Annotated in this window: 16 protein-coding genes; 10 read left to right on the top strand and 6 right to left on the bottom strand. The window is 52.0% G+C overall.

The window, feature by feature from the left end; genetic code table 11:
• Window positions 1-217 precede the first annotated feature (217 nt).
• On the bottom strand, window positions 218-865 hold the full coding sequence (locus KDM89_RS06335) for an ANTAR domain-containing response regulator (RefSeq protein WP_230427700.1): 648 nt from the start codon (window positions 863-865) through the stop codon (window positions 218-220).
• A gap of 216 nt (window positions 866-1,081) precedes the next feature.
• On the opposite strand from KDM89_RS06335, the gene KDM89_RS06340 reads away from it, so the two are divergent.
• The 4 genes from KDM89_RS06340 (at window position 1,082) to KDM89_RS06355 (ending at window position 3,643) form a co-directional block, all read left to right on the top strand.
• Window positions 1,082-1,408: a low molecular weight protein tyrosine phosphatase family protein gene (locus KDM89_RS06340; RefSeq protein ID WP_212687198.1), complete on the top strand. Its 327-nt coding sequence runs from the start codon at window positions 1,082-1,084 to the stop codon at window positions 1,406-1,408.
• 13 nt (window positions 1,409-1,421) lie between these two features.
• Entirely contained in the window at window positions 1,422-2,249 is an 828-nt protein-coding gene (locus KDM89_RS06345) for a DUF4349 domain-containing protein (protein ID WP_212687094.1), read from the top strand.
• Window positions 2,249-2,872, top strand: a complete 624-nt coding sequence (locus tag KDM89_RS06350) for a transglutaminase-like domain-containing protein (RefSeq protein WP_212687095.1) — start codon at window positions 2,249-2,251, stop codon at window positions 2,870-2,872. Before KDM89_RS06345 ends, KDM89_RS06350 begins: the two co-directional genes overlap by 1 nt.
• 90 nt (window positions 2,873-2,962) lie before the next feature.
• Window positions 2,963-3,643, top strand: coding sequence for a YoaK family protein (locus KDM89_RS06355; RefSeq protein WP_212687096.1), 681 nt, complete (start codon window positions 2,963-2,965; stop codon window positions 3,641-3,643).
• A 240-nt stretch (window positions 3,644-3,883) separates the two neighbouring features.
• On the opposite strand, the gene KDM89_RS06360 is transcribed toward KDM89_RS06355, so the two are convergent.
• Together KDM89_RS06360 and garD are read right to left on the bottom strand one after the other, a co-directional pair.
• A complete protein-coding gene (locus KDM89_RS06360) occupies window positions 3,884-4,708 on the bottom strand; it encodes an NAD-dependent epimerase/dehydratase family protein (RefSeq protein ID WP_212687097.1) in 825 nt (274 codons plus the stop codon).
• A 69-nt stretch (window positions 4,709-4,777) separates the two neighbouring features.
• Window positions 4,778-6,331, bottom strand: coding sequence for a galactarate dehydratase (gene garD, locus KDM89_RS06365; protein ID WP_212687098.1), 1,554 nt, complete (start codon window positions 6,329-6,331; stop codon window positions 4,778-4,780).
• A gap of 372 nt (window positions 6,332-6,703) precedes the next feature.
• On the opposite strand from garD, the gene KDM89_RS06370 reads away from it, so the two are divergent.
• From KDM89_RS06370 to KDM89_RS06395, 6 genes are all read left to right on the top strand, one after another.
• Window positions 6,704-7,408 (top strand): FadR/GntR family transcriptional regulator, encoded by a 705-nt coding sequence (locus KDM89_RS06370; RefSeq protein ID WP_212687099.1) that lies wholly within the window; start codon window positions 6,704-6,706, stop codon window positions 7,406-7,408.
• Window positions 7,409-7,645: 237 nt separating this feature from the next.
• Window positions 7,646-10,336, top strand: coding sequence for a TonB-dependent receptor plug domain-containing protein (locus tag KDM89_RS06375; RefSeq protein ID WP_212687100.1), 2,691 nt, complete (start codon window positions 7,646-7,648; stop codon window positions 10,334-10,336).
• 49 nt (window positions 10,337-10,385) lie between these two features.
• Window positions 10,386-12,257: a glycoside hydrolase family 28 protein gene (locus tag KDM89_RS06380; protein ID WP_212687101.1), complete on the top strand. Its 1,872-nt coding sequence runs from the start codon at window positions 10,386-10,388 to the stop codon at window positions 12,255-12,257.
• 58 nt (window positions 12,258-12,315) lie between these two features.
• Window positions 12,316-13,140, top strand: coding sequence for a rhamnogalacturonan acetylesterase (locus KDM89_RS06385; RefSeq protein ID WP_212687102.1), 825 nt, complete (start codon window positions 12,316-12,318; stop codon window positions 13,138-13,140).
• Complete coding sequence (locus KDM89_RS06390) at window positions 13,137-15,908, top strand: pectinesterase family protein (RefSeq protein ID WP_212687103.1); 2,772 nt, start codon at window positions 13,137-13,139, stop codon at window positions 15,906-15,908. Before KDM89_RS06385 ends, KDM89_RS06390 begins: the two co-directional genes overlap by 4 nt.
• Window positions 15,905-17,791, top strand: coding sequence for a glycoside hydrolase family 28 protein (locus KDM89_RS06395; protein WP_230427701.1), 1,887 nt, complete (start codon window positions 15,905-15,907; stop codon window positions 17,789-17,791). The genes KDM89_RS06390 and KDM89_RS06395 overlap by 4 nt, the downstream gene beginning before the upstream one ends.
• An 88-nt stretch (window positions 17,792-17,879) precedes the next feature.
• On the opposite strand, the gene KDM89_RS06400 is transcribed toward KDM89_RS06395, so the two are convergent.
• The 3 genes from KDM89_RS06400 to KDM89_RS06410 form a co-directional block, all read right to left on the bottom strand.
• Entirely contained in the window at window positions 17,880-19,487 is a 1,608-nt protein-coding gene (locus KDM89_RS06400; protein WP_212687104.1) for a methyl-accepting chemotaxis protein, read from the bottom strand.
• Between the two features lie 148 nt (window positions 19,488-19,635).
• Entirely contained in the window at window positions 19,636-21,759 is a 2,124-nt protein-coding gene (locus KDM89_RS06405) for a glycoside hydrolase family 28 protein (RefSeq protein ID WP_438947506.1), read from the bottom strand.
• Window positions 21,760-21,786: 27 nt separating this feature from the next.
• A complete protein-coding gene (locus tag KDM89_RS06410) occupies window positions 21,787-23,046 on the bottom strand; it encodes a porin (protein WP_212687106.1) in 1,260 nt (419 codons plus the stop codon).
• Window positions 23,047-23,378: the final 332 nt, after the last annotated feature.

The following is a 23,378-nucleotide window of genomic DNA, read 5'->3' on the forward strand; positions in this document are numbered from 1 at the left end:
GCGTCTGTTCATTCCGCAACGCAGAATGAAGAGACACCTTTGTCTGATGTGAACAGCCGCCGTTAGCCGGTTCACAGGGCGCACCTTCGTTGGTACATACACTGTTATGCAAACAGTGTGCCAGCCGGAAAGCGCAGTGAAGTAAGGCGAAAAAACGGGTGGCAGATCGTGATGCTCAAAAATTGAGCAATATTTTGGTGCGCCGCACCAAAAAAGTTCAGCCTATCAGATCTGCCGCATCCAGAATCCGCTGCGCCAGTTCGCCTATGCGCAGGTTTTTTTCCATCGCTTGTTTGCGCAGGCGCTGGTACGCTTCCTCTTCCGAAAAGGAAAAGCGCTGCATTAAGAATCCCTTGGCTTTTTCGATGTATTTACGTTCCGCCAGTCTGCTGCGGGTATCAGCAAGTTCCTGACGGACTTGCTGATCTACCTGAAATCTGGCCATCGCTACTTCCAGCACCGGTTTAATGCGTTCGCTCTGCAAGCCTGCCACCACATAAGCAGAGACACCGGCTTCCATCGCTTTGCGCATATGGCTGGGCTCGTCATCGTCAGTAAACAGGACGATAGGCCGTGGTGCCTGCTGCGACATAATCACCAGATGCTCCAGCACATCACGTGCATCGGACTCTGCATCAATAATGATCATGTCCGGTTCCAGCTGGCGGATACGGTCGATCAGGAACATATCACCCGGCAAAGAAGCAATGATGTCGTAACCCGCCTGCAGCAGGCCGATGCGCAAGGTGGCGGAGCGGTTTTTCTGTGCTGCATCGGTTTCAGGATCTTCCGGCGGCAGCACACCGGCCGTGTTTACCACCACGATCCGTAATGATTCGGCATGCATTGCCACAGACTTTGCCATTTGCAATCCAGTGTAGGTCGATACTTGAATGGCAGATGCAAGAAGCAGACCAGTTTGCTTTCGTACATACCTACGCTATCTGACGACGGGAGGGGGAATGTTGTTGCAGACGAAATTTTCGGAAAAAAGTGTGCGCCATCGGGAGTGAATGGTACAGTCTGTTTTTTTTGTGATGAAAATTGCATGTCTGTTGTATACCGGCAAGCTGAAAACCTGATGCGCGCACTGTTTATCTGTACTCACAACAAACTCCGCAGCCCGACTGCAGAACACATTTTTGCCAGCTGGCCCGGTGTGGAAACGGATTCCGCCGGTATCGGCGCGGATGCCGAAGTCCCGCTGGCGCCGGAGCAAATTGCGTGGGCAACAGTCATTTTTGTGATGGAAAATGTTCATAAGCGCAAACTGTCACAAAAGTTTCAACGCTATCTGAATGGCAAGCGCGTCATTTGCCTCGGCATCCCGGATGATTACGACTATATGCAGCCAGAGTTAGTGGCTCTGCTGCAAAAGAAAGTCGCTCCGTTTTTACCTTCAAACTGAATAAAAAAAGAAGATGATGAAATTCAGGAAATTAACATCAGCACTGGTACTGGCGACAGTAGTTCTGAGTGCCTGTGGCAAAAAGGAAGAAGCTGCTGACTTGAATGCGGCATCGGTTGCTGCTGCAGAAATTTCTCTCAGCAAGCCTGCTTCTGCAAATAAAACGCTGGCCTATGAGCACGAACTGAACCTGAATGTCAGTGAAGAAGCATTGCCAAAAGTCTTTAACAGTGTGAAAGCAGTCTGTCTGGCGGAGCCTGATAACGGATGTACAGAGTTGGGTTCCAGCATCCGTACCGGTGATTTTCCGTCCGCGACTGTGAAACTGAGAGCGAAGCCTGAGAGCGTGCAAAAGATCGTGAAAGGCTTGTCGCAGCAAGCAGTCATTGTTTCTCAGAACAGTCACGCAGAGGATTTATCGCGTCCTTTGGCTGACAACGCAAAAAAAATACAGATGTTGCGCGATTACCGGAATCAGTTAGAGGAACTGCGCAAGCAAACCGGTAAAGACGTTGAGACGCTGATGAAAGTCAGTAAGGAACTGGCTGAAGTACAAAATGATATCGAAACACTGGAAGGCAGCCAGTCCGGTATGGTGCAGCGCGTACAGACAGAGTTGCTGACGATTTCCATGTCGGTGGAAGGCGCCGGACATCAGCAATCCAGTGTTAAGCAAGCTTTGCATGCATTCGGTTCAAATTTTTCCAGCGCACTGGCTGCCACGATTACCGCAATTGCCTATATGCTGCCGTGGGTTGGATTACTGGCTGTTGTCTGGTTGATGATCAGTCAATGGCGTCAGCGCAGAAAGCGTCAGCAAAACAAAGATCAAAATTCATAATGAAAAATATTCCGGTTCCTGCCGCTTTTTTACAAGCTTGCGACATCATCGATGCTGACCATCCGGCGGTGCTTGCCAAAGCACAGCAGCTGGCGCTGGGTGCAGATGGCGTAATGGAGACAGCGCAGCGCTGCTTTGAATTTGTGCGTGACCATATACAGCACAGTTCTGATTTCAAACGTAATCCTGTCACGCTGCGTGCTTCGGATGTGCTGGCACATGGTACGGGCTACTGTTATGCCAAGAGCCATTTGCTGGCGGCTTTGCTGCGTGCCAACGGCATTCCTGCCGGCTTATGTTATCAGCGACTGACGGTGGGTGATCACGGGGAACCGTATTGCCTGCATGGCCTGAATGCTTTGTATTTGCCGGATGCTGGCTGGTATCGCGTGGATGCACGGGGTAACAAGCCCGGCGTGAATGCTCAGTTTTGTCCGCCGCAAGAGCAACTGGCATTTGTAATTCGTCCGCCGCAGGAACTGGATTTTCCCGGCGTGTATGCCAGACCCGTTGCGGTGATTTGCGATGCATTACGCACCCATGCGACTTACGATGCGGTGCTGGCAAATCTGCCGGATGCCGCAGTATTGCCGCAATCAGCCGACTGGTTGCCCTTGCGCTGATAAAAACTGTTCAGCGGCTACTGCACGGATGGCAATCCGACTGCTTCAGGGCTTACAATAAAAACTGGTTGTTGAAGCAGGAGATGCAGTGTGATCAATCGTTTGCCTAAATGGGTAGAAATCGGCGGTTTTTTTCTGGCGCTGAATGCCGGTGTCATTAATGCGATCGCTTTACTGGGATTTAAACATCAGGCGGTATCGCACCTGACCGGTACGTCCACCTTCCTGTCGCTGGAACTGGCTAATCTTCAATGGAATGATGCATTGCATCTGAGTTTCGTGATGCTGAGCTTCGTCGCCGGTGCTGCGCTCAGCGGTGTGATGATAGGCAATACCGCATTACAACTGGGGCGTAATTACAGCGTAGCATTACTGTTTTGTGTCCTGATGCTGCTCGCTGCCTGGTATTTTCTGAATCACAATTCCCCTTATGGTCACTATTTTGCTTCCGCTGCCTGCGGCTTGCAGAATGCGATGACCAGTACCTACAGCGGTGCTGTGGTACGTACGACGCATGTATCCGGTATTTTCACCGATCTCGGTGTTTCGCTCGGTTTATGGTTGCGTGGTCAGGTGCCGGATCGCCGTAAAGTCATTTTGTACATCACCCTGATCACCGGCTTTCTGGTGGGCGGGATTGCCGGGGCGCGTGGCTTTATGGCGTTTCGCTTCGATGCGATGCTGTTACCGGTTTGGATTACTTCTTCGATAGGTCTGGCGTACTGGTTGCTGGTACACCGTGTCAGAACCGGGCCCGACGGCACCACATAATGTGCAGAAATCGTCTTTTGTGATTTACGGAGACCCGGACTTTCTGCCGACGACCGCCAGATCGCCATGCTGAAATCCGCATTTGGGGTGTTTGGGAGGTGTTTTTGATGTTTTCAGCGGCCGCGGGAGGCACTCTGTCCTTCCCGCCAGCCACTGCACGAAACCGGCGGTGGCGCCCGCGGTTCCGTGCTGCTTCGGTTTCTGCTTCTGATACCGGCTTTTGCTGAGTCTGGTTTTGGCTCAGTCTTTGTACTGAGGTCCGGTCAGAATGAAGCCGCCACCCTGATACATCGTGGTGACATCATCTGCTGCCGGATAATTTCCGCTGTCCGGGAATAAATGCACGAAGGGTTCTGAACTGTCTTTCGGGCGGAAGCCCAGATGCGCCGCTTCGCGGTTATCCCACCATTTTTCACGGTTGTCCGATGCGCCGAAGACGATGGTGTGGCCGACACGCGGTGTCATCGCTGCGCAACGCAGTAATTCAAATAAATCGTCGTAGCTCAGATAGGTCGTCAGCATGCGGCGGTTTGCCGGTGCAGGGAAGGCAGAGCCGATACGGACACACACGGTTTCGAGGCCGGTACGGTCGTAGTAGTAACGCGACAGGCTTTCACCGAAACACTTGCTGACACCGTACATACCATCCGGGCGCGGCGGCATGCTGGCGGTCAGCTGATCGGTGGTTTTGTAATAGCCGATCGTATGGTTGGAGCTCGCAAAAATCACGCGCTTTACGCCATGTTTATGTGCTGCTTCGTAAATGTTGTAAGTGCCCTGAATGTTGGCGCGCAAGATGTCTTCGAAGCTGGCTTCGACCGAAATGCCGCCGAAATGCAGAATCAGTTCAACATCTTTCACCATTGCCAGTACGGCTGCTTTGTCAGCCAGATCGCATTGCACGACTTCTTCACCGGCCTGCGCAGGGCCCAGATCAGAAAGGTCGCTGACGACCAGTGTGTCAGTCCATGCTTTCAGGCGTTCGCGCAGGATTTTGCCGAGGCCGCCGGCAGCACCGGTCAGTAATATACGGCGAAACGGTTTAGCAGCTGTTTGCGTAGTCATGTTATTCCTTGTCTCTTGATCAGTTTTGTAAAAGCAGGCGCTGCAGCGCCGGAAAATGCGTGGGTAATCTCAGGTGATAGGCGCAGGGTTAAACAGCACCAGAGCATTCTGCAGTTTCCAGTGTTCTGCCCAGGTTTTTTTGCCGCTCGCCACTTCCAGCATCAGATGGAATAATTCCCAGCCCAGTTCTTCGATGCTGGCTTCGCCTGTTGCGATTTTGCCCGCATTCACATCCATCAGATCATGCCAGCGACGTGCCAGATCTTCGCGGGTAGCGACTTTAATCACTGGTACCGGTGCCAGACCATACGGTGTACCGCGTCCGGTAGTGAAAATATGCAGGTTCATACCGGCGGCAACCTGAAGCGTGCCACAGATAAAGTCACTGGCTGGTGTTGCCGCATAAATCAGGCCGCGCTGTTGCAGCTTTTCGCCGGGAGACAATACACCGGAAATCGGCGAGGAGCCGGATTTCACAATCGAACCCATGGCTTTCTCAACGATATTCGACAGACCGCCTTTTTTATTGCCCGGCGTGGTATTCGCACTGCGGTCAGCGCCACCGCGTTTCAGATAATCGTCATACCATTGCATTTCGCGGATCATCGCATCCGCTACTTCCGGCGTTACCGCACGCGAAGTCAGCTGATCGATACCATCCCGTACTTCAGTGACTTCAGAAAACATGACGCTGGCTCCGGCGCGTACCAACAAGTCCGTGGCGAAACCCACCGCCGGATTGGCAGTGACGCCGGAAAACGCATCGCTGCCGCCGCACTGTACGCCGACAACCAGTTCCGACGCAGGGCAGACTTCGCGCTGACGACTGTTCAGCCGCTCCAGATGGGCTTTCGCCTGCGTCATGATTGATGCAATCATCGATTCAAATCCGGTATGCGCCGCATCCTGCAGGCACACCACCGGCACTTCTTCCTGTGTACGCAGGGGAATGCTGCCGGCCGGGAACAGGCGTGCCGGTTGCAGTTTTTCGCAACCCAGGCTGACAACCATCACTTCGCCGCCAAAATTCGGATTTTTTGCCAGATTACGAATCGTGCGGATAGGAATATCCGCGCCCGGCGCGTCAATCGCAACACCGCAACCATAGGTGTGCTCCAGTCCGATGACATCATCGACATTCGGATAGGACGGCAGTAATTCCGATTTGATGCGTTGTACCGCAAATTCCACGACACCGGAAACACATTGCACTGTCGTGGTAATCGCCAGAATGTTACGTGTTCCGACCGAACCATCCGGATTGCGGAAGCCAAGAAAGGTATAACCATCCAGTGGTGGTAAGGCTTGCGGTACGCGGCTGGACTTCGGTAAATCATCAAGTGTGCGTGCATCCGGCATGCGGATTAAGCCTTCATGTAACCATTGACCGCGCTGCACAGCTTCCATTGCATAGCCAATCACCACGTTATAGCGGCGTATGACATCGCCAGCCTGCATATCGCTAAGGGCAATCTTGTGTCCTTGCGGTACTTGTCCGGTCAGTGTCAGCCCGCAGGGAAACACCGTGCCGGCGGGCAGGCCACCATCGTTTGCCACAATCGCGACATTATCGTTATCGTGCATTTTGATATACAGGGGAACTGGTCCGGTTGCCTGTGACATGAAAAATCCTCTCTGAGTTGGCGCTGGCTGTACTGATTTCGCCGGATTACAACAGAAGACGCAGAGTTTTTGGTCTGTCCGCATGTAAATTGGACTGACCAGTAAATCATGAAAACACAATGTGGTTAAGCAGTTTTTTGTACCGGAATATCGACGGATTATTCAAATTAACGCTTAAAATTCAATGATTTACCAACAAATTCTAGGTCGGTTTGCAGTGTCTGGGTATAATCAGAAATTACAGATTGTGTGGCGAGTATGCCACTTCGAAAAAATTTTGGCTAGTCCAGATTGATGTTTTGGTCAGACCACTTTAGAATGGCCTGACCGAATAAAAACTGACTGGCCTTTCGTTTGAACAGGATCGTCAAGATGAATAAGAAAAATCAGGTGGGACAAGCTGACGCAGCAATCCATGAGCCGCGTCTGTACAGAGTTGTTGCAGACAAAATTCAGGCGCTGATTGCGTCGGAAGTGATTCAACCGGGGGAGAGACTTCCTTCCGAGCGCGATCTCGCAACCAAACTGAATGTGTCCCGCGCTTCATTACGTGAAGCCCTGATTGCACTTGAACTTGGCGGCGTTGTTGAAGTACGGGGTGGTTCGGGTGTGTATGTCAGTCAGCAACCCGAGCCGGATACTGCATTACCGGAATCCGGCCCGGGGCCTTTTGAAGTCTTATCAGCACGCCGGCTGATTGAAGCGGAAATCGCAGCGATTGCTGCCCGCGTGGCAACCGATTCGGCGATTGATGAGATTCTGAAGGCAGTACTTGAGATGGAGAAGCATCATGCGAATTACGCCAGTAATGAAAGCGCAGACCGGAATTTTCATCTGTCCATTGCAAAAGCTACCGGAAACAGTGCTTATGTGGGCGTGGTGGGATATCTGTGGGATCAGCGCGGTCGTTTATGGCATAAATTAAAGGAGCATTTTCAGACCGAAGAATTACGTCAGCAGACACTGACAGATCACAGAAATATTCTGGAAGCTATTGCATCCCATGATCCGGCGGCAGCGCGAAAAGCGATGCGTGCCCATCTGGAGCGGGTAACCAGAACCTTCTCGCGCGGATAAGGATTCAGCAGAAATCCACCGCCCGGAGACAAATCAATAAGGCAAAGACACATTTGCCAGCGTAAGAAAAAACTAAAGAATCAGACCTTTTTTCGACCGGCTGAGACCCCGGTGGGGCTTCGTGCGCCCATCTTCGTCGCAGTGGCAAGGAGTACGCGAGGTGCTCCGGATTCGTTACCAGATGTCGAAGACACGGTAACGTCGTTGATGAAAACAGGAGTTTGAGGAGACATCGCAATGAAAAGCAAAACAGCAAACCGCAAACGGTTTGTGTTAACCAGTATCAGCCTCGCTGTTTTAACACTCGCAGCAGAGGTTCATGCACAAGAAACACAACGTGTCGAAGTTACCGGTTCATCGATTCGCCGGGTGGCAGCAGAAGCTTCTCTGCCGGTTACGATGGTCACTGGTGAAGAGCTGGAAAAACGTGGCATGACCACACTGGCTGATCTGATGATGGCATTGCCGGAATCAGCATCGCTGGCACCATCCAATGCCGGTTCCGGCACCAATATCAATCTGCGCGGCCTCGGTGTCAACCGTACACTGGTGTTGCTGAATGGTCGTCGTATGGCGAATGAAGCAATCGCTGACGGGTATGCCAATCTGGATGTGATACCGATGAGTGCAATTGCCCGCGTTGAAATTCTGCGGGACGGCGCATCTTCCATTTATGGTTCGGATGCAATTGGCGGTGTGGTTAACTTCATCACCAAGCGTTCATTCGAAGGGAAAACCATTTCCGCACAAATGGTGCAGCCGCAGAAAAACGGCGGCGCAGACGAGCAGCGCTTCAGCTCTACAGTGGGTTTCGGTAATCTGGAAAATGATGGCTGGAACTGGTACGCGACGGTTGACGGACACCGCCGCAGCCGCTTGCTGGCATCGGATCGTGCTGAACTGAGTACACCGGAATTACTGACCAGTATCGGCCGTGCGCCGACGCTGGGCAGCGGCGGTTATGCAATGCCAGCCAACTTTACTACCGCTACTAACAAAACAGCTCAGAACCCTTATTACGCGCAGGGCTGTGCCGCACCGTACTCAATTCAGGGCGCGAAAAATACCTGTATTCTGAATGCCAATTATTACGGTACGGCGCTGTATGCCAATGAGCAGCTGACTTTTTATACCCGCTTCACAAAACGCTTTAATGAAGATCACACGCTGACCGTCGATTACATGCGTGGTCAGGAATATATTCTGGGGACAAAAAACCCGAGTACCAGTCTGGCTGCAAACGGTGTGACTGCACAATTACCGTCAACCAGTAAATGGTATCCGGGCGGCAGTGGCGGTGTGCCTGCAGTGGCTGGTCTGAAGGGCGAACCGCTGACTGTGACATGGAGTGTCGCGGATCTCGGCGAAGCGACAACCAAAGATAAGCAGGTCAACCAGCGGATTGCTGTAAATGATGAAGGGCGTCTGGGTGGCTGGGATTACAAACTCGGCTTTGTTTATGGCCACAGCCTGCGTGAAAATTATTATGACTCCGGCTATGTCAGCGGCCCCGGCTTACTGGCAGGTCTGGCGAACGGCAAGCTGAATCCTTTCGGCTTACAGGATGCAGCCGGTAAAGAATATCTGGCGAGCATTTCTGTTGACGGTGCAATGAACCGTCATTCGGTCAGTACATTTACCGGCCTGGATCTGACAGGCTCACGTGAGCTGATGTCTCTGTCAGGCGGCCCGGCCATGCTGGCGATTGGCGCAGATGTACATCGTGATACGAACGAAGATCAGAAGACAGATATCACATCCATCGTTACTTACGCGAATGCATCGCCGTCATATGCGAAGTCATCACGTAATGTGATGGCAGCGTATGCAGAATTGGAATTGCCGGTAACGAAAACCCTGAACCTGAACGTGGCGGTACGTGACGATCATTTCAGTGATTTCGGGAACACGATTAATCCGAAATTCAGCTTCCGTTATCAGCCGACGAAAGCAGTGATGTTCCGTGGCTCTGCAAATACCGGCTTCCGTGCGCCAACACTTTTCGACCGTTACGGATATCGCTTACCGGGTGCAACCACCACCACGTCCGCAAAATGGGATGATCCGGTTCAGTGTCCGGGCGGCACCCCCGGTGTAGCAGGCACTGGTAAAGCGTTGCCGGGTCTTGTGGCATCGACAGTATGTAATACGACATTGCCAAAACAAACCGGTAGTAATGCAGATCTGCAACCGGAAAAATCCAAAGGCTACACACTCGGTCTGGTGGTGGAACCCGTTAAAGATCTGATGATGTCTGCAGATTATTGGCACATCGAAATGAAAGATATGCTGGCGAATCTGCCGGAACAGGTGTACTTCCTGAATCCGGAAAAATACGCCAGTTATTTTGTACGTAATCCGGATGGTTCTCTGGCTTATCTTAAAAACGTCACGATGAATCTGGGTGGGCAAAAAGCCAGCGGTATTGATGTGTCTTTATCGTATGCATTTCCAAAGACTGCACTGGGTAACTTTAAGGCACAACTGGATGGTACGTATCTGACTCAGTTCGATAATCAGCTGGAGCCGGATGGTCCGTATATTCCAAACGTAGGACGTTTTGGCGCTGCCAGCAACGGTACAACATCCAGCATGCCGATTATTACTTTCCGCTGGAAGCATACGCTGACTTTATCCTGGAATCGCGGCGACTGGGGTTCACAGCTGACGCAAAACTTTAACACCGGATATCACGATCAGAATCTGGTGGCGGCACAGTATTTCCGCGACATCGAATCTTATGCAGTGTGGAACTGGACTGTCAGCTATCGTGGTTTCAAAAACACGACGATTTCTGCCGGTATTACTAATCTGCTGGATGCAAAACCGCCTGTGACCAACCATAACGCTTACACCTTTGGTTATCTGAGCAGTGCAGCAAGCCCGATTGGCCGCGCATTTAATGCACGTCTGACTTACAACTTCTGACCGGCCACCCCTCCGGTCTGAGGCCGGAGGGCGTCACAGGAATGATGATATGAATGAACTGATGAATCCGAAACGCCGTACCCTGATTCAGGCGGCATCTGCAGCAGGCTTATGGGTGGGAGCGGGAATGCAGGCAGCCAGCGCTGCCAGCACGCTGAAAGCTGACCCGTGGAAGCAAGCGCAGACAATTATCGACCGCTTTGCACGTCCAATCCGTTTTCGCAAAGAAGATTTTCCGATTACCGGCTATGGCGCAAAAGCCTGCGAGGTGAAACCTGTTGAAGCATGGGTTTCTTTTGTTGACCGTAAAACGCTGGAAACGCCGGTGGATGGCGCACATGATTGCTATCCGGCGATTCGTGCAGCGATCGAAGCATGCAATAAAGCCGGTGGCGGACGTGTACTGATTCCCGCTGGCAACTGGTTTTGCGCCGGGCCGATTGTTTTACTGTCGAATGTGAACGTGCATTTACAGGCGGGTGCCCATGTCTACTTCAGTAACCGGCCCGAAGATTACGCGAAGTATGGTGAATTCGATTGCGGTCCGCGTGGAAAACTGGCGATGACACGCTGGGAAGGAAATGATTGCCTGAATTACTCCTCGATGATTTACGCGATTGGTCAGCGCAATATCGCATTGACCGGTGATGACTGGACAGCGATTCTGGACGGACAGGCAGGTGTGAATTTCCCCGGCAGTGAGTACTGCTGGTGGTCGTGGAAAGGCCGTGAAAAACCAAGCTCTGCCGGTGATATCGCGCCCGGTGGCGGTAACTGGGTCAGACATCAGAAAGGTGAAACTGAAGTTTCACTGAATCCGCTGAATCCTGCGTCGCTGGCTGAAGTTGCACCGCATCTCAGTGAAGAAAAAATCCGCTTCATTCAGGGAGAAGGCGATAAATGGCGCCGCGATTCAAATTATCTGCGTGCGCTGGCAGAAGCCGGTGTACCTGCGAATAAGCGTGTATTCGGCATTGGCCATTTTCTGAGGCCGCATATGGTGCAGGTCATTAATTGCACCAATGTCCTGTTTCAGGGCTACCAGCTGACCAATTCGCCGTTCTGGCAGCACAATCCGGTGGGTTGCCGGAATGTGCATGTGAAAGGTATTTACGCGAACAGTATTGGTCCGAACAGCGACGGCTTTGATCCTGAATCCTGTGAATACGTGCTGATCGAAGATTCAACCTTTGATACCGGTGACGATTGTATTGCGGTTGACTCCGGTAAAGGCCCTGACATTCAGTATGGCCCGTCAAAAAACATCGTGGTTCAGAATTGTAAGATGCACAGCGGTCACGGCGCGATGACCTTTGGCAGCATTATGTCCGGCGGAATCGAAAATGTGTTTGCGCAGAATCTGGTATTCGAAAACAGTCACTGGAAAACAGATCCGCTGAATATTGCCATTCGCCTTAAATCCAATATGAGCCGCGGCGGTTATCTGAAAAATTTACATATCCGGAATATTCAGATTCCGAATGGTATCCGCACCACACCGGCATTTTATTCAACCCTGCCCGGATCGCTGATTCCGAACAAATCTGTGGCAACCTCTGCCGGTGGGATTATCACGATCGACTGCGGCTATGATCCGGTAAATGACAATGTCAGAACAAGGCCGCCGGTTGTTCAGGACGTGCATATTTCGAATGTGCAGGTTGGGAACGTGGATACCGGAAAAGGGCAATTCTCCTGCTATCAGGCAATTGTGATTCTTGGCCCGGTTGCCAGTGATTACAACGGCCCCGCCAGCCCGCCACCGCATATTGTTCCGGTGAAAAATATCACGATTTCTGATTGCAATCTGGGTAATCCGGTCAATAGTGAGCAGCCGCTGTATTTGTATAACGTACGCGATCTGACACTGAAAAATGTCCGTATCGGTAATACCGTTCACAACAAAACCCTCTCTGCTTAAGATTTTCTCACGGTGAGTTCGAGCCTCCTTCGCGAGGCTCTTTTTTCGGATATACGCTATGCAAATCAGATTTTTTAACCGGCTTTCCGGCTGGTGCAGTTTGATTCCGGCGCTGATGTTACTGAGTGCCTGTCAGAGTGCAGCAAACATTACGACGCCAGTCAGTGCGCAATCGCAGACACTGATTCTGGTTGGTGACTCCACGATGGCTTCTAACAGCGGATATGGTAATGCGCTGTGCGCACAGTTCAGCTTGCCTGTGTCTTGTCTGAACCTTGCAAAAGGTGGTCGCAGTTCAGGCAGTTACCGCGCCGAAGGCTCCTGGGAACAGGTGATGAAAACGCTCAAGGCTTTACCCGCAGGGCAGCAAGGCATCGTACTTCTGCAATTTGGCCACAATGATCAGCCGGGTAAGCCGGGACGTTCGACTGATCTGCAAACGGAGTATCCGGTCAATTTGCAGGGATACATTCGTGATGTACGCGCCGTCGGTGGAGACATTGTGCTGGTCACACCACTTGCACGCCGCACTTTTAAAGACGGGATATTGCCAAATGATTTACGCCCCTGGGCGCTTTCCATGATTGCCGTTGCAGCGCAGGAAAAAGTCGCGCTGATTGACTTGAATATGCACAGTCACCAGCTACTGAGCCAGATGGGACAGGATGAAGCGGATACGCTGGCAATGGTACCCAAACCGGTTTTGGTAACGCCTGCAGGCGGAAATGCGGCCACGGAACCGCAGGGGGCACCAAAAAGTGCATTTGACCGCACACATGTTGGCGTGAAAGGTGCGGAATTGTTTTCGGGGATGGTTGTACGTGAACTGGTCAGCATCAGACCGTCGCTGGCATCTTCACTGATACAGAAAGGCGAGAAATGAAGAAACGATTATATGCCAGTCCTGCGGCTGCCTTCTTACTGCTTCTTCAGTGTCTGACTGTTCAGGCACAAGACAGCCGTCAGGTGAAAGAGCCGGTTGTACCGCCGGTTTGCCAGTGGATTGGCGCAAAACTGAATCATGAGCAGGTCAATGTTCAACAAGGTAATGCACCGGATACGCAGCGTCTGCAAGCAGCAATTGATCAGTGCAGCGCCGGTCAGGCAGTCAGGCTGACTGCCGCCGGAAATAACCGCGCATTTCTGGCGGGGGCTTTACGCCTCAAGCCCGGCGTATCTTTGCTGATAGATGGCGGCGTAACCTTATTTGCCTCACGTTTTCCTGCAGATTTTGACCGTGGTACCGGAAGCTGCGGCAGCAATGATGAAAAAGGGCGCGGATGTTTTCCGTTTATTCTGATGGAAAAATCAGCACATGCAGGTATTTATGGTGATGGTGTGATTGACGGGCAGGGCGGCAGAAAAATGCTCGGTTCTTCGGAAAGCTGGTGGGAACTTGCCCGCCGCGCACAGCGCGAGGACAAACATCAGAACGTACCGCGTCTGATCGAAATTCAGCAATCTGAAGATATCGCGCTGCACCGGATCTGGCTGAAAAATTCAGCTAATTTTCATGTCACTATCACGCGCACTGACGGTTTAACCGCCTGGGGAATTCATATTGATACGCCGTCGGATGCGCGTAATACCGATGGTTTTGATCCTGTATCTTCGCGCAATATCACCCTGACACGAAGTTACATCCGCACGGGCGATGACAATGTGGCGATCAAAGCCGGCAATCAGGGACTAACGGAAAACATCAGCATTACCGATAATCATTTTTACAGCGGTCACGGAATGTCCATCGGTAGCGAAACGAATGGTGGTGTACGCAATATTCTGGTCAGAAATTTATCAATCGATGGTGCGACTTCCGGCTTGCGGATTAAGAGTGATGTGTCACGTGGTGGTTTGGTTGAACAGGTGAAGTATGAACAGATTTGTGTTCGCAACAGTAAAGCCCCGCTAGACTTCGACAGTTTTTACGGTAAGCGTGCACAGGGAAATGCACTCCCGCTGTATCAGAATATTCAGCTTGATAAAGTCTTTGTGCTGACCCCGGGAAAACTGATTTTCCGCGGACTGGATGCTGACCATGTGATGCGCGTCAAAGCAAAAACACTGAAGCTGTCTGGTAACAGCACCATCACAGCACAGCATGTCAGTCTGGAAGCTGATGACAGTGATCTGAATAGCCAGTTCGCTTTGCAACCGGGTGGTGATCTTTCGGCGACCACAGCTTGTAAAGTTGCGTTCGCAGAATATCCGAATTCTGATGCCGGTGTACGGCGACCTCAGCTAAACCCCGAGCAGGCGGCATATTACTCGATGGAGAATGTGCTTGGATTTGCCGGATTGCCGGGCAAAGAGATTGCTGATCCCTGGAATCCGCTGGCTGATCCGATTGCTAAGGTGGGTCAGTTTGTACCAGACTATATTGTGAGCCAGACGCGCAAGCCGGATGGCGTAAAAGTTTTCCGGCATTTGCAGGACGCATTTAATCGTCTGATTCTGGATTCGCAAAAACCACAGCAGGCTGCATCCGATCCTGTGCGCAAGCGCTTGTATATCGAAATTGAACCCGGTGTTTACGAAGGCCTTGCTTATTTACCGGAGACGCCGCTACCTGTGACCGTGACGGGACACGGCAGTCAGCAAACCCGTCTGCGCTCTGCACCGGAAGCCGCAATGACCGGCGAACAGTTTGCTGCGCTTTACGATGCACAGTTTCAGGATGCACCGGCAGCTGTTCTGGCAATGGTGGACAGTGTCAGACGGAGGCCGGTCATCGGTACTTTTGGCACGCCGGTACTCTGGGTAAAAAGTCAGGCCTTTCAGATGCGTGATATCACGGTAGAGAACAGTTATAACCGTGACGGCACTGCATATAAGCCCGGTTGTCAGGGCGCTGCCTGTGAAGGTGAGGGGGTATTTGCCAAGATGAATATGGTTCACCATCAGGCTCTGGCACTGATGACAGACGGTGTTGATCGTGCGCAGTTTGAGCAGGTTCAGTTGCTTGGCTTGCAGGACACCTTGTATATGCGTGCAGGCACTGACGGAAAAACGGCGCGTAACTTTTTTTATCGCAGTCTGATAGAGGGGGACGTGGACTACATCTTTGGCGATGCGACAGCCTATTTTCTCGAAAGCGAAATCCGCTCAGTCGGTACCCGAACCACCTCGTATGCAGTTGCACCGAATACTAATCTGATGACGCGCTATGGTTTTGTATTCAACCAGAGTCGTTTCACCAGCGATCACAGCGTGAATGCAAGAGCAGGCCGCTTTTATCTGGCCAGACAGTGGTTCAGCAATCAGAAATGTACGCCGTATGACCGGGTGCCGCTGGATGGATATCGCTGTGTTATCGGCAACGTCAATCAGTTCAACAGTCCCGCTGGCAGCATTACCCGTGCGACGCTCGAAACCGTGGGGAAAATGGTGGTGATGAACTCGGAAATCGGGCCGCATATTCAACCGGTGACGCCATGGTCAGACTGGAATAAACGCGGAACGCTGCCATATCGTCCTGCGCAAACGACGATTGCCGAATATTTTGCCAATTTACGTACAGCCGGTATTGATCCTGTGCGTGACCTTGGCTACAGCCTCCCTTTACCTGACGGCATCATTCTCGGTGAATTTCATAATATCGCAGGTGAGCCATCTGCTATCCCGGCAACAATGAAAAAGGAAAAACCATGAAATCATCGCGAACGCATTCTGTACATCCGCTACCGCCGCAAATGGCACGCCGGAGATTATTGCAGGGATTATCTATTGCGGGACTCGGACTGGGGCTGGAAGGAGGACTCATGAAATCTGCGTTAGCCGCAACGCAGAACCCATGGCAGCAGGCTGATGATATCGTTGCACGCTTAAGGCAGCCACTGCAGTTTCGGAAGAAGGATTATCTGATTACTGCGTACGGTGCGCGCACTTGCAATTTAAGGAAAGTGACTGCCTGGATTTCATTTGAGGAACAGGCACTCACCGAAACCCCCGACGATAATGCGCCGGATTGCTATGCCGCGATTCGTACTGCAATTGAAACCTGTCACCGTGAAGGTGGCGGACGTGTCGTGATTCCGGCCGGAAACTGGTTTTGCGCTGGCCCTATTGTGCTGCTCTCAAATGTGCATGTGCATTTGCAAGCCGGTGCGCATGTTTATTTCAGTCACAGACCGGAAGACTATGCCCGTCACGGTGAAGTGGATTGCGGTGAGAACGGGCGTCTGACGATTTCTCGCTGGCAAAGCAATGATTGTCTGAATTACTCACCGATGGTGTACGCCCGTAATCAGGACAATATTGCGCTGACAGGTGAAGACTGGACAGCAGTCTTGCATGGTCAGGGTGGCGTTGCATTTAATGATGCCGGTGATTGCTGGTGGACATGGAAAGGCAAACTGAAAACCATTAATGCAGTCGGGCAGAATTCGGTTCCGAATTACAAGGCAGGTAAGCCGTCTGAAAACGCTGTGAATCCGCTGAATGCAGAGTCACTGACACAACTGGCACCATCGCTCGGCGAAGCAATGCGTCAGTTAATACAGGGACAGGGAGATAAATGGCGGGCTGATGCCAACTATTTGCCTGCATTGTCGGAAGCCGGCGTACCGCTGGAGAAAAGAGTTTTCGGGAAAGGACATTTTTTGCGGCCACCGATGATACAACTGATTGGCTGCCGCAAAGTATTGCTTGAGGGTTACGAGGTCAGAGATACGCCGTTCTGGCAGCATCATCCTGTCGCCTGTACGGATGTGGTTATCCGTAAAGTGCATGCCAAAAGCCACGGCCCTAACAGCGACGGATTTGATCCGGAAGCCTGTAATTATGTGCTGGTGGAAGAGTGTACCTTTGATTCCGGTGATGATTGTATTGCCATTAAGGCTGGTAAAAACCGTGATACCCAGTACGGTCCATCACAGAATATCGTCATTCAGCATTGCACTATGCAAAGTGGACACGGTGCAGTGACGCTGGGTAGTGAAATGGCTGGCGGTATTCAGCATGTGTATGCGCGCCACCTGCTGTTTGAAAACATACACTGGAAAACGAATCCGCTGAATACGGCGATTCGCTTAAAAACCAATCTGAACCGGGGCGGCTTTTTGCGCCATTTCTATGTGCAGGATGTCCGTATTCCGAATGGTGTGCAAACCAGTCCGTCGTTCTATACCTCTTTGCCGGGTTCGCCGATACAGTCAAAAACCGTTGCGACAGCTGCAGGTGCGGTCGTGACCTTTGACTGTGATTACACACCCGTCAGCGACAACGTGAGGATTCGTCCGCCGGTCGTCGAAGATATACATATTTCCGGTATTCGCGTCGGTAATGTGGATACCGGAAAAGGGCAGTACTCGTGTTATCAGGCCATCGTGATTCTTGGCCCGGTCGCATCCGATTACAATGGCCCTGCGCCTGTTCCGCCAGTACCTGCGGTACAAAGAGTCACGATACGTGATTGCGATTTCGGTACGCCGGTAGCATCGTCAAATCCCGTGTATTTGTATAACGTCAGGGATTTACAACTGACTGATGTCCGCATTGGCGGAAAAGTCCTGAACGGACAATTCTCCGGTTAAAAAAAGAGCCGGTGCCGGATTTCCGGTACCGGCTCAACAGCCATTTCATTTTGAAGAAATGGCCGCCCAGAGCTTATGCTTTGTCTGATCAGCGAATGGCGGTCATACGTTTGACTGGTCGGGCCGGATGAATACGGCTGACTGAAACGGTCGCTTCTTTTGCAGCGTCATCCGGTAAGGTGAATTCGCGTACCAGGGTTGCAAGACCGGAAGCCTGTAACTGCAGACTGTCTGCAGCTGCGGCAGCTTCTTCCACCAGTGCTGCATTTTGTTGCGTCACACTGTCCATCTGGCGAATGGCTTCGCCGATTTGTGTAATACCAGTGTGTTGTTCTTCACTGGCTGCGGTGATTTCCTGCATGATAGAGGCGACTTTGCCAAAGCCGTCGACAATGCGGTGAATGGACGTACCGGCTTCCTGCGCCAGTTGATTACCCGCTTCCACCTGCTGTTGTGACGCATCAATCAGAACCTTAATTTCTTTCGCTGCAGATGCGCAGCGTTGCGCAAGGCTGCGGACTTCTGATGCAACGACAGCGAATCCGCGCCCCTGTTCTCCGGCACGCGCAGCTTCAACAGCGGCATTCAGTGCCAGGATATTGGTCTGAAACGCGATACCGTCGATCATGCTGACGATATCCACCACAGCACGTGCAGACTGCGTAATTGTTTCCATGGTGTTCAGCATGTTACTCATCACTTCACCGCCCTGACTTGCCAGTATGGTCGCTTCACGTGTCAGATTGTTGGCGTGACGGGCATGTTCCATGTTCAGGCGCACTGTCTGCTCCAGTTCATGCAGTGTCGCAGAAGTTTCTTCCAGTGCGCTGGCCTGTTCTTCCGTACGCGACGATAAATCCAGATTGCCCGCAGCGATCTGTGTCGATGCCGTTGCAATTTGTTCGGAGCTGGTACGGATACGGCTGACTGTTTCCGCCAGATGGCTTTGCATGATCTGCATATAACGCAGCAAGCTGTTCTGATATTTCGGGCTGACTTCAATTGCACCGGACAAATCATTGTCTGAAATACGCTGAGTGATCGCGGTTGCGTAGGCAGGCTCACCACCAAGGGTGGCGAGAATAGAGCGGATAATGCTCCAGCCGGCAGTGACCAGAATACCCAGCCCGATGACAAAGATTGCCAGCAGAATGCTGGCAGCATTCCAATAGGTTTCCTGAATATCATCACTGAAGAAACCGGTACCTATCCACCAGTTCCAAGGCGTGAATTCCACCAGCCCGTTCAGTTTGGGGGCCAGTGATCCGTCGGGGCGACGGGATTGCATGGTGACCAGCGCGATGTGCGCATCGCGTAAGGCTTCGCGGTAAGCCTGTGCATCCGGCTTGCCATCCATCGTTTGCCCCTGTGCAATGGTGCCGATTTTTTTCGCATCCGGATGTACCAGGTTTAAGCCATCCGGCAACCGTACCCAGTAATAGCTGACACCGTGACGAAGCTGGGATAAGGCGGCCTTTGCCTGCTTTTGAGCTGCTTCACGACTGAGCTCGCCTTTTTGTTCTAACTGATAATAATGTCTGACCAGATTTTCACCCATATACAGCATAGTTTCGATCTGGTACTGACGGTCTTTCATCAGTACGCTGTACAGAGAAGAAAGCCCGACACCACCAACGGTGGCAATCGCAAGCGCAGCGGCTCCGACTAACAGCAATAATTTTCTGAAAATATTCATGTTGATCAGGAAGTGAGGATTGCCGGAAGACGGCTACGCAATTGTGAAAACAGGGAGTGAGCGGATGCAGATATCCGCGCACTCCCGTGGTATCAGATCCGTTCTTTTCGCTTTGAAAGAGACGGATCTGTCTTCCGGTTAAAAAGGCTTATTTGTCCCATCCGGAGCCGAAAATATTCGACTGGCCGATAGCAGGAAAATCGACGAATGCCTTACTGCAATCCAGTACTTTGTCGGCATCGACTGCCCAGGTTGCAACGCCGTTGACCGTAACGCGATTTTCTGCAGAGGCAAGTACCGGCAGGTTCACGCCTTTAATCGTCAGCTGTGCATCAGATGCCGTAATGCGTACATTTGACGGATTTTCAGCGACAACATTCGTCATGGTCATAACCAGCGGGAACGCTGGCAGATTAAGACCACCGGTATTTGCCTGAAAGCCTTGCAGCTTGACTGCGGTATCGCCGAAGATACGAACGTTTTCCATACGGATATCATGGAAGTTCGGTACGCGCGGACCAGTGGCCGGTAACGGACGTGTGCTGTAGTAAGTGGTGAACAGCAAGGCGTTGTCCGCATCACGAATACAAATATTTTTGTAATTGATATTGCTGACTTCGCCGCCGCGCGCGTAATCCGATTTGATACGCAAGCCTTCTTCGGAATGCATGAAGGAGTTGTCGTACACTTCCATATTGGTCACACCGGCATTCGTTTCGCTACCGACAGAAATACCGTGTCCCCAGTAAATATGGTTATGCGCAATCACCATGCCGTATTTGCGGTCACTGCGTACATCGCGGTTGCCGTCAATGGCCGGAAGATTACTGCCTGCCGGACTCGGGTTATTGGAACCCTTCATCGCGACATCGTCATCACCTGTACTGACATAGTTGTAGGCGAACACGAAGTTTTTCAGATAACCGTCGAATGCGATTTTTGCTGATGAAGTGGTGGATTTACCGGTAGTCAGCGCAACGATGGTCGGACTGGAAGCTGCACCCGGGTCAAATGCATCCGTGTTTTTGACATTGTCCTTGGTATAGGTATCACCTGTGTACAGCGGATTACCATTACCTGCAGGATTCGCAAATGCAGCCAGCGACGGTGTCTGTACCTTCACACCCCAGACAGTCAGGCCATCAACACCACTTGGTACAACGTGGAAGTTGGCGCTGTTGTTCAGCGTTACACGATACAGGGTCAGGTTTTTCGCATAGTTGAATACCATCATGCGGAAATTCGATTGCGAGCCGGAACCGGTAGAACCGTTCTGCACCATGTTGCCGAGGTAAGCCAGATCCCACCAGGTCATGTTGCGGGCAGTGGTTTTGGAATTCACCAGTGTGCCGCCGTTGTCACAAGCGGTACCATCGGCTGCCTGTTGACCTTTTGCATATGCCACATAGGTGTTGGAGCAGGTCAGGTCGACTTTCATTAGCGGATACAGCTTATCGGTCGTCACAATTTCTGCATAGCCACGGCTGTCAATAGCGCCGTCACCGACAACCGCAGAGTTGATCAGATTATTACCGTTGATCAGTGCAAGACAGTTGCCGGAACTACCGGCTTTGGTGGAGCTGACTGCGGTATTAGCACAGTACGGACCGGCCAGATTCGGTGAGTATGCTTTGACATCGCGGCTCGCGTACATCGTCACACCTTTGTCGATCCACAACGTCACGCCGGAGGGCAGGGTCAGCGGGCCGGTGATAAAACTGTCACCCACGCCTTTGCTGTTGACGACCAGACGTACGGCAAATTTGCTGCCACGGTATTGTGGTTTTGCCAGTTCTTCACCGGACACACCGGCGATATTTTTATTCGGAACGGCGGCAGCCTGTTGCTGAGCAACGGCAGCTGCATCGGCTGCTGCAATGGCAGCGCCGACTTCTTTATCGACTGCGGCACCACAGGCGTCCAGTGCAGCCTGAATACGCGCCTGATCCGGGTTAACGACAGCCGGATCAGCTGCAATGCCGACACCCGGTTTTGAAGGGTCAGCTTCCGGTGGCAGAGAACCATCCGGGCGACGCACCAGATTCGGGCTTGCTTCCAGCGTTGCACAGACTTGCGCATCGGTAGGCAAAGTCGGTTCAGGCGGCAGAGCCGGATCAAACGTTGTTGTGCCGACTTTAAATACTTCACCCGGCGAATAGCTGACCGCAGTACTGTCGCTGCCACCACCGCCGCCTCCGCATGCGCTCAGAATCAGGGTTGTTGCCAGCGTGCTGACGGTTGCAATCGGTAATACAAAGCTTTGTTTTTTCATCATGATGATTGTCTCCTTCATCCGGCATCAGAATCGGGCCAGCATGCCAACGCCGATAGCGCGGGGGCTGTCACCCGGTGCGAGGAATGCGGACGAAGTACCCAGATTGTTACTCTTCAGCGGGGATTGTCCGAGGTTGATACTTGCCTGAGCGTTATTCGTGATTTTTGTGAAATACACATACGGCGTCAGCATGTCGTTCAGCTTGTAACGCAACATCAGCGAAACCTGTTTTGCCTCGAAATCGCTTTCTGTAAACTGACGCACACCTTTGAGACCACCGAGTTTGCCGTAGCCGGCCAGAACGCTGGCTTGTCCGAAGTCTTGTGCGACGGTCAGAACAAACGCATTTTGTTTCAGCGTATTGTCCGTATTGCCTGTGTAAATACTGGAGGCACTCGGATTATTGAACTGGGAAATACCGAAGCGGGCTGTTTCGTAGCCTGCGCCCAGCGTGGTGCCAGTAGGTAATGCATAGCTGGCGACCAGTTTGGTGTATGTCGTGGCGTTGCCATCCTGCGCATTCAGAATCACACCAAAACCGCGTTGCAATTGTGTGGTGTCGATGCCGGTATTGCTCTGGCGATCGTAGCCGACACCAATACTCAGACCTTCCCATTTATAGCGTGCAGCCAGGGAAAAGCGGCTGCGGTCACTACGGCTGACACGGGCTTCATCAAAGCCGTAGGAGGCGCCGGCCTGAATGCCATACAGTTCCGGCGACAAATAGTGCACCGAGTTTTTCATGCGCGACTCACCGCGGCTGAAAATGCTGTCCTGGTTACCGGATAATTGTGCAGAACTGTTATTGAATCCGTCCACACCGTGAACGGTCATCCCCAGATTACCACCCAGTGCACCACCGGAACCGACCAGACTGCGGTAGACGGAGTCGCTGTTACCTATGACCAGACGTCCGAAACGCTGGCTGTCGATTCCGACAAAGGTATTGCGGGACTCCAGCGTGGCGGTCTGCCCATTGTCATTGGTGCCGCCCTGTTCGAAATTGTTCAGGCCACCTTCAATTTGCCAGATGCCTTTTAAATCTTCATTGATGGCTACTTTGCCGGTGAAACCAATGCGCGAATTGCCGTCAGAAATCCGGCCGCGACGTTCATACGGTGTGGCACCGCCTTTTGCTTCAACGGATTCAATCTGACCATTGATAAAGCCATACACACTGACGTACTGATTCAGTTCAGCCGCCATACTGGTGCCGGCGGCGCTTGCGCAGATCAGCCCGATGGCTGACTGCAATACTTTTCGGGTAAAACCATTTTTCTGCATGATGCGCTCCTGTGAGAAGAGAATGAAAGACGGTGAAATGCAAGCGCCGGAGCGGCTGTGTGCAGGTTGTCGCAGTCAACACGCAGGCGGATGACTGGTCTGGAACGAGGGCGCGGGTGGAATATGCAACAGACTTCTGACTTGCCGGACATCACCATGCAGGTGAAGATGAGACGAACAGCGAGAAAATCTACGAATTCTAATTTACGACATCGTACAACTTAAAAAGCGATTTAACCTTAACAGAGCAGCTGACAGCGACGAGTTATCTCCTGATTTCGGATTTTTTCCTGTTAGTTGCAGCAATTCACTGCAAGGAAATCCTGTTCTTT

It is taken from the genome of Cognatundibacterium luofuense (genome assembly GCF_018139685.1).
Taxonomy (GTDB): Bacteria; Pseudomonadota; Gammaproteobacteria; order Burkholderiales; family Burkholderiaceae_D; genus Undibacterium; species Undibacterium luofuense.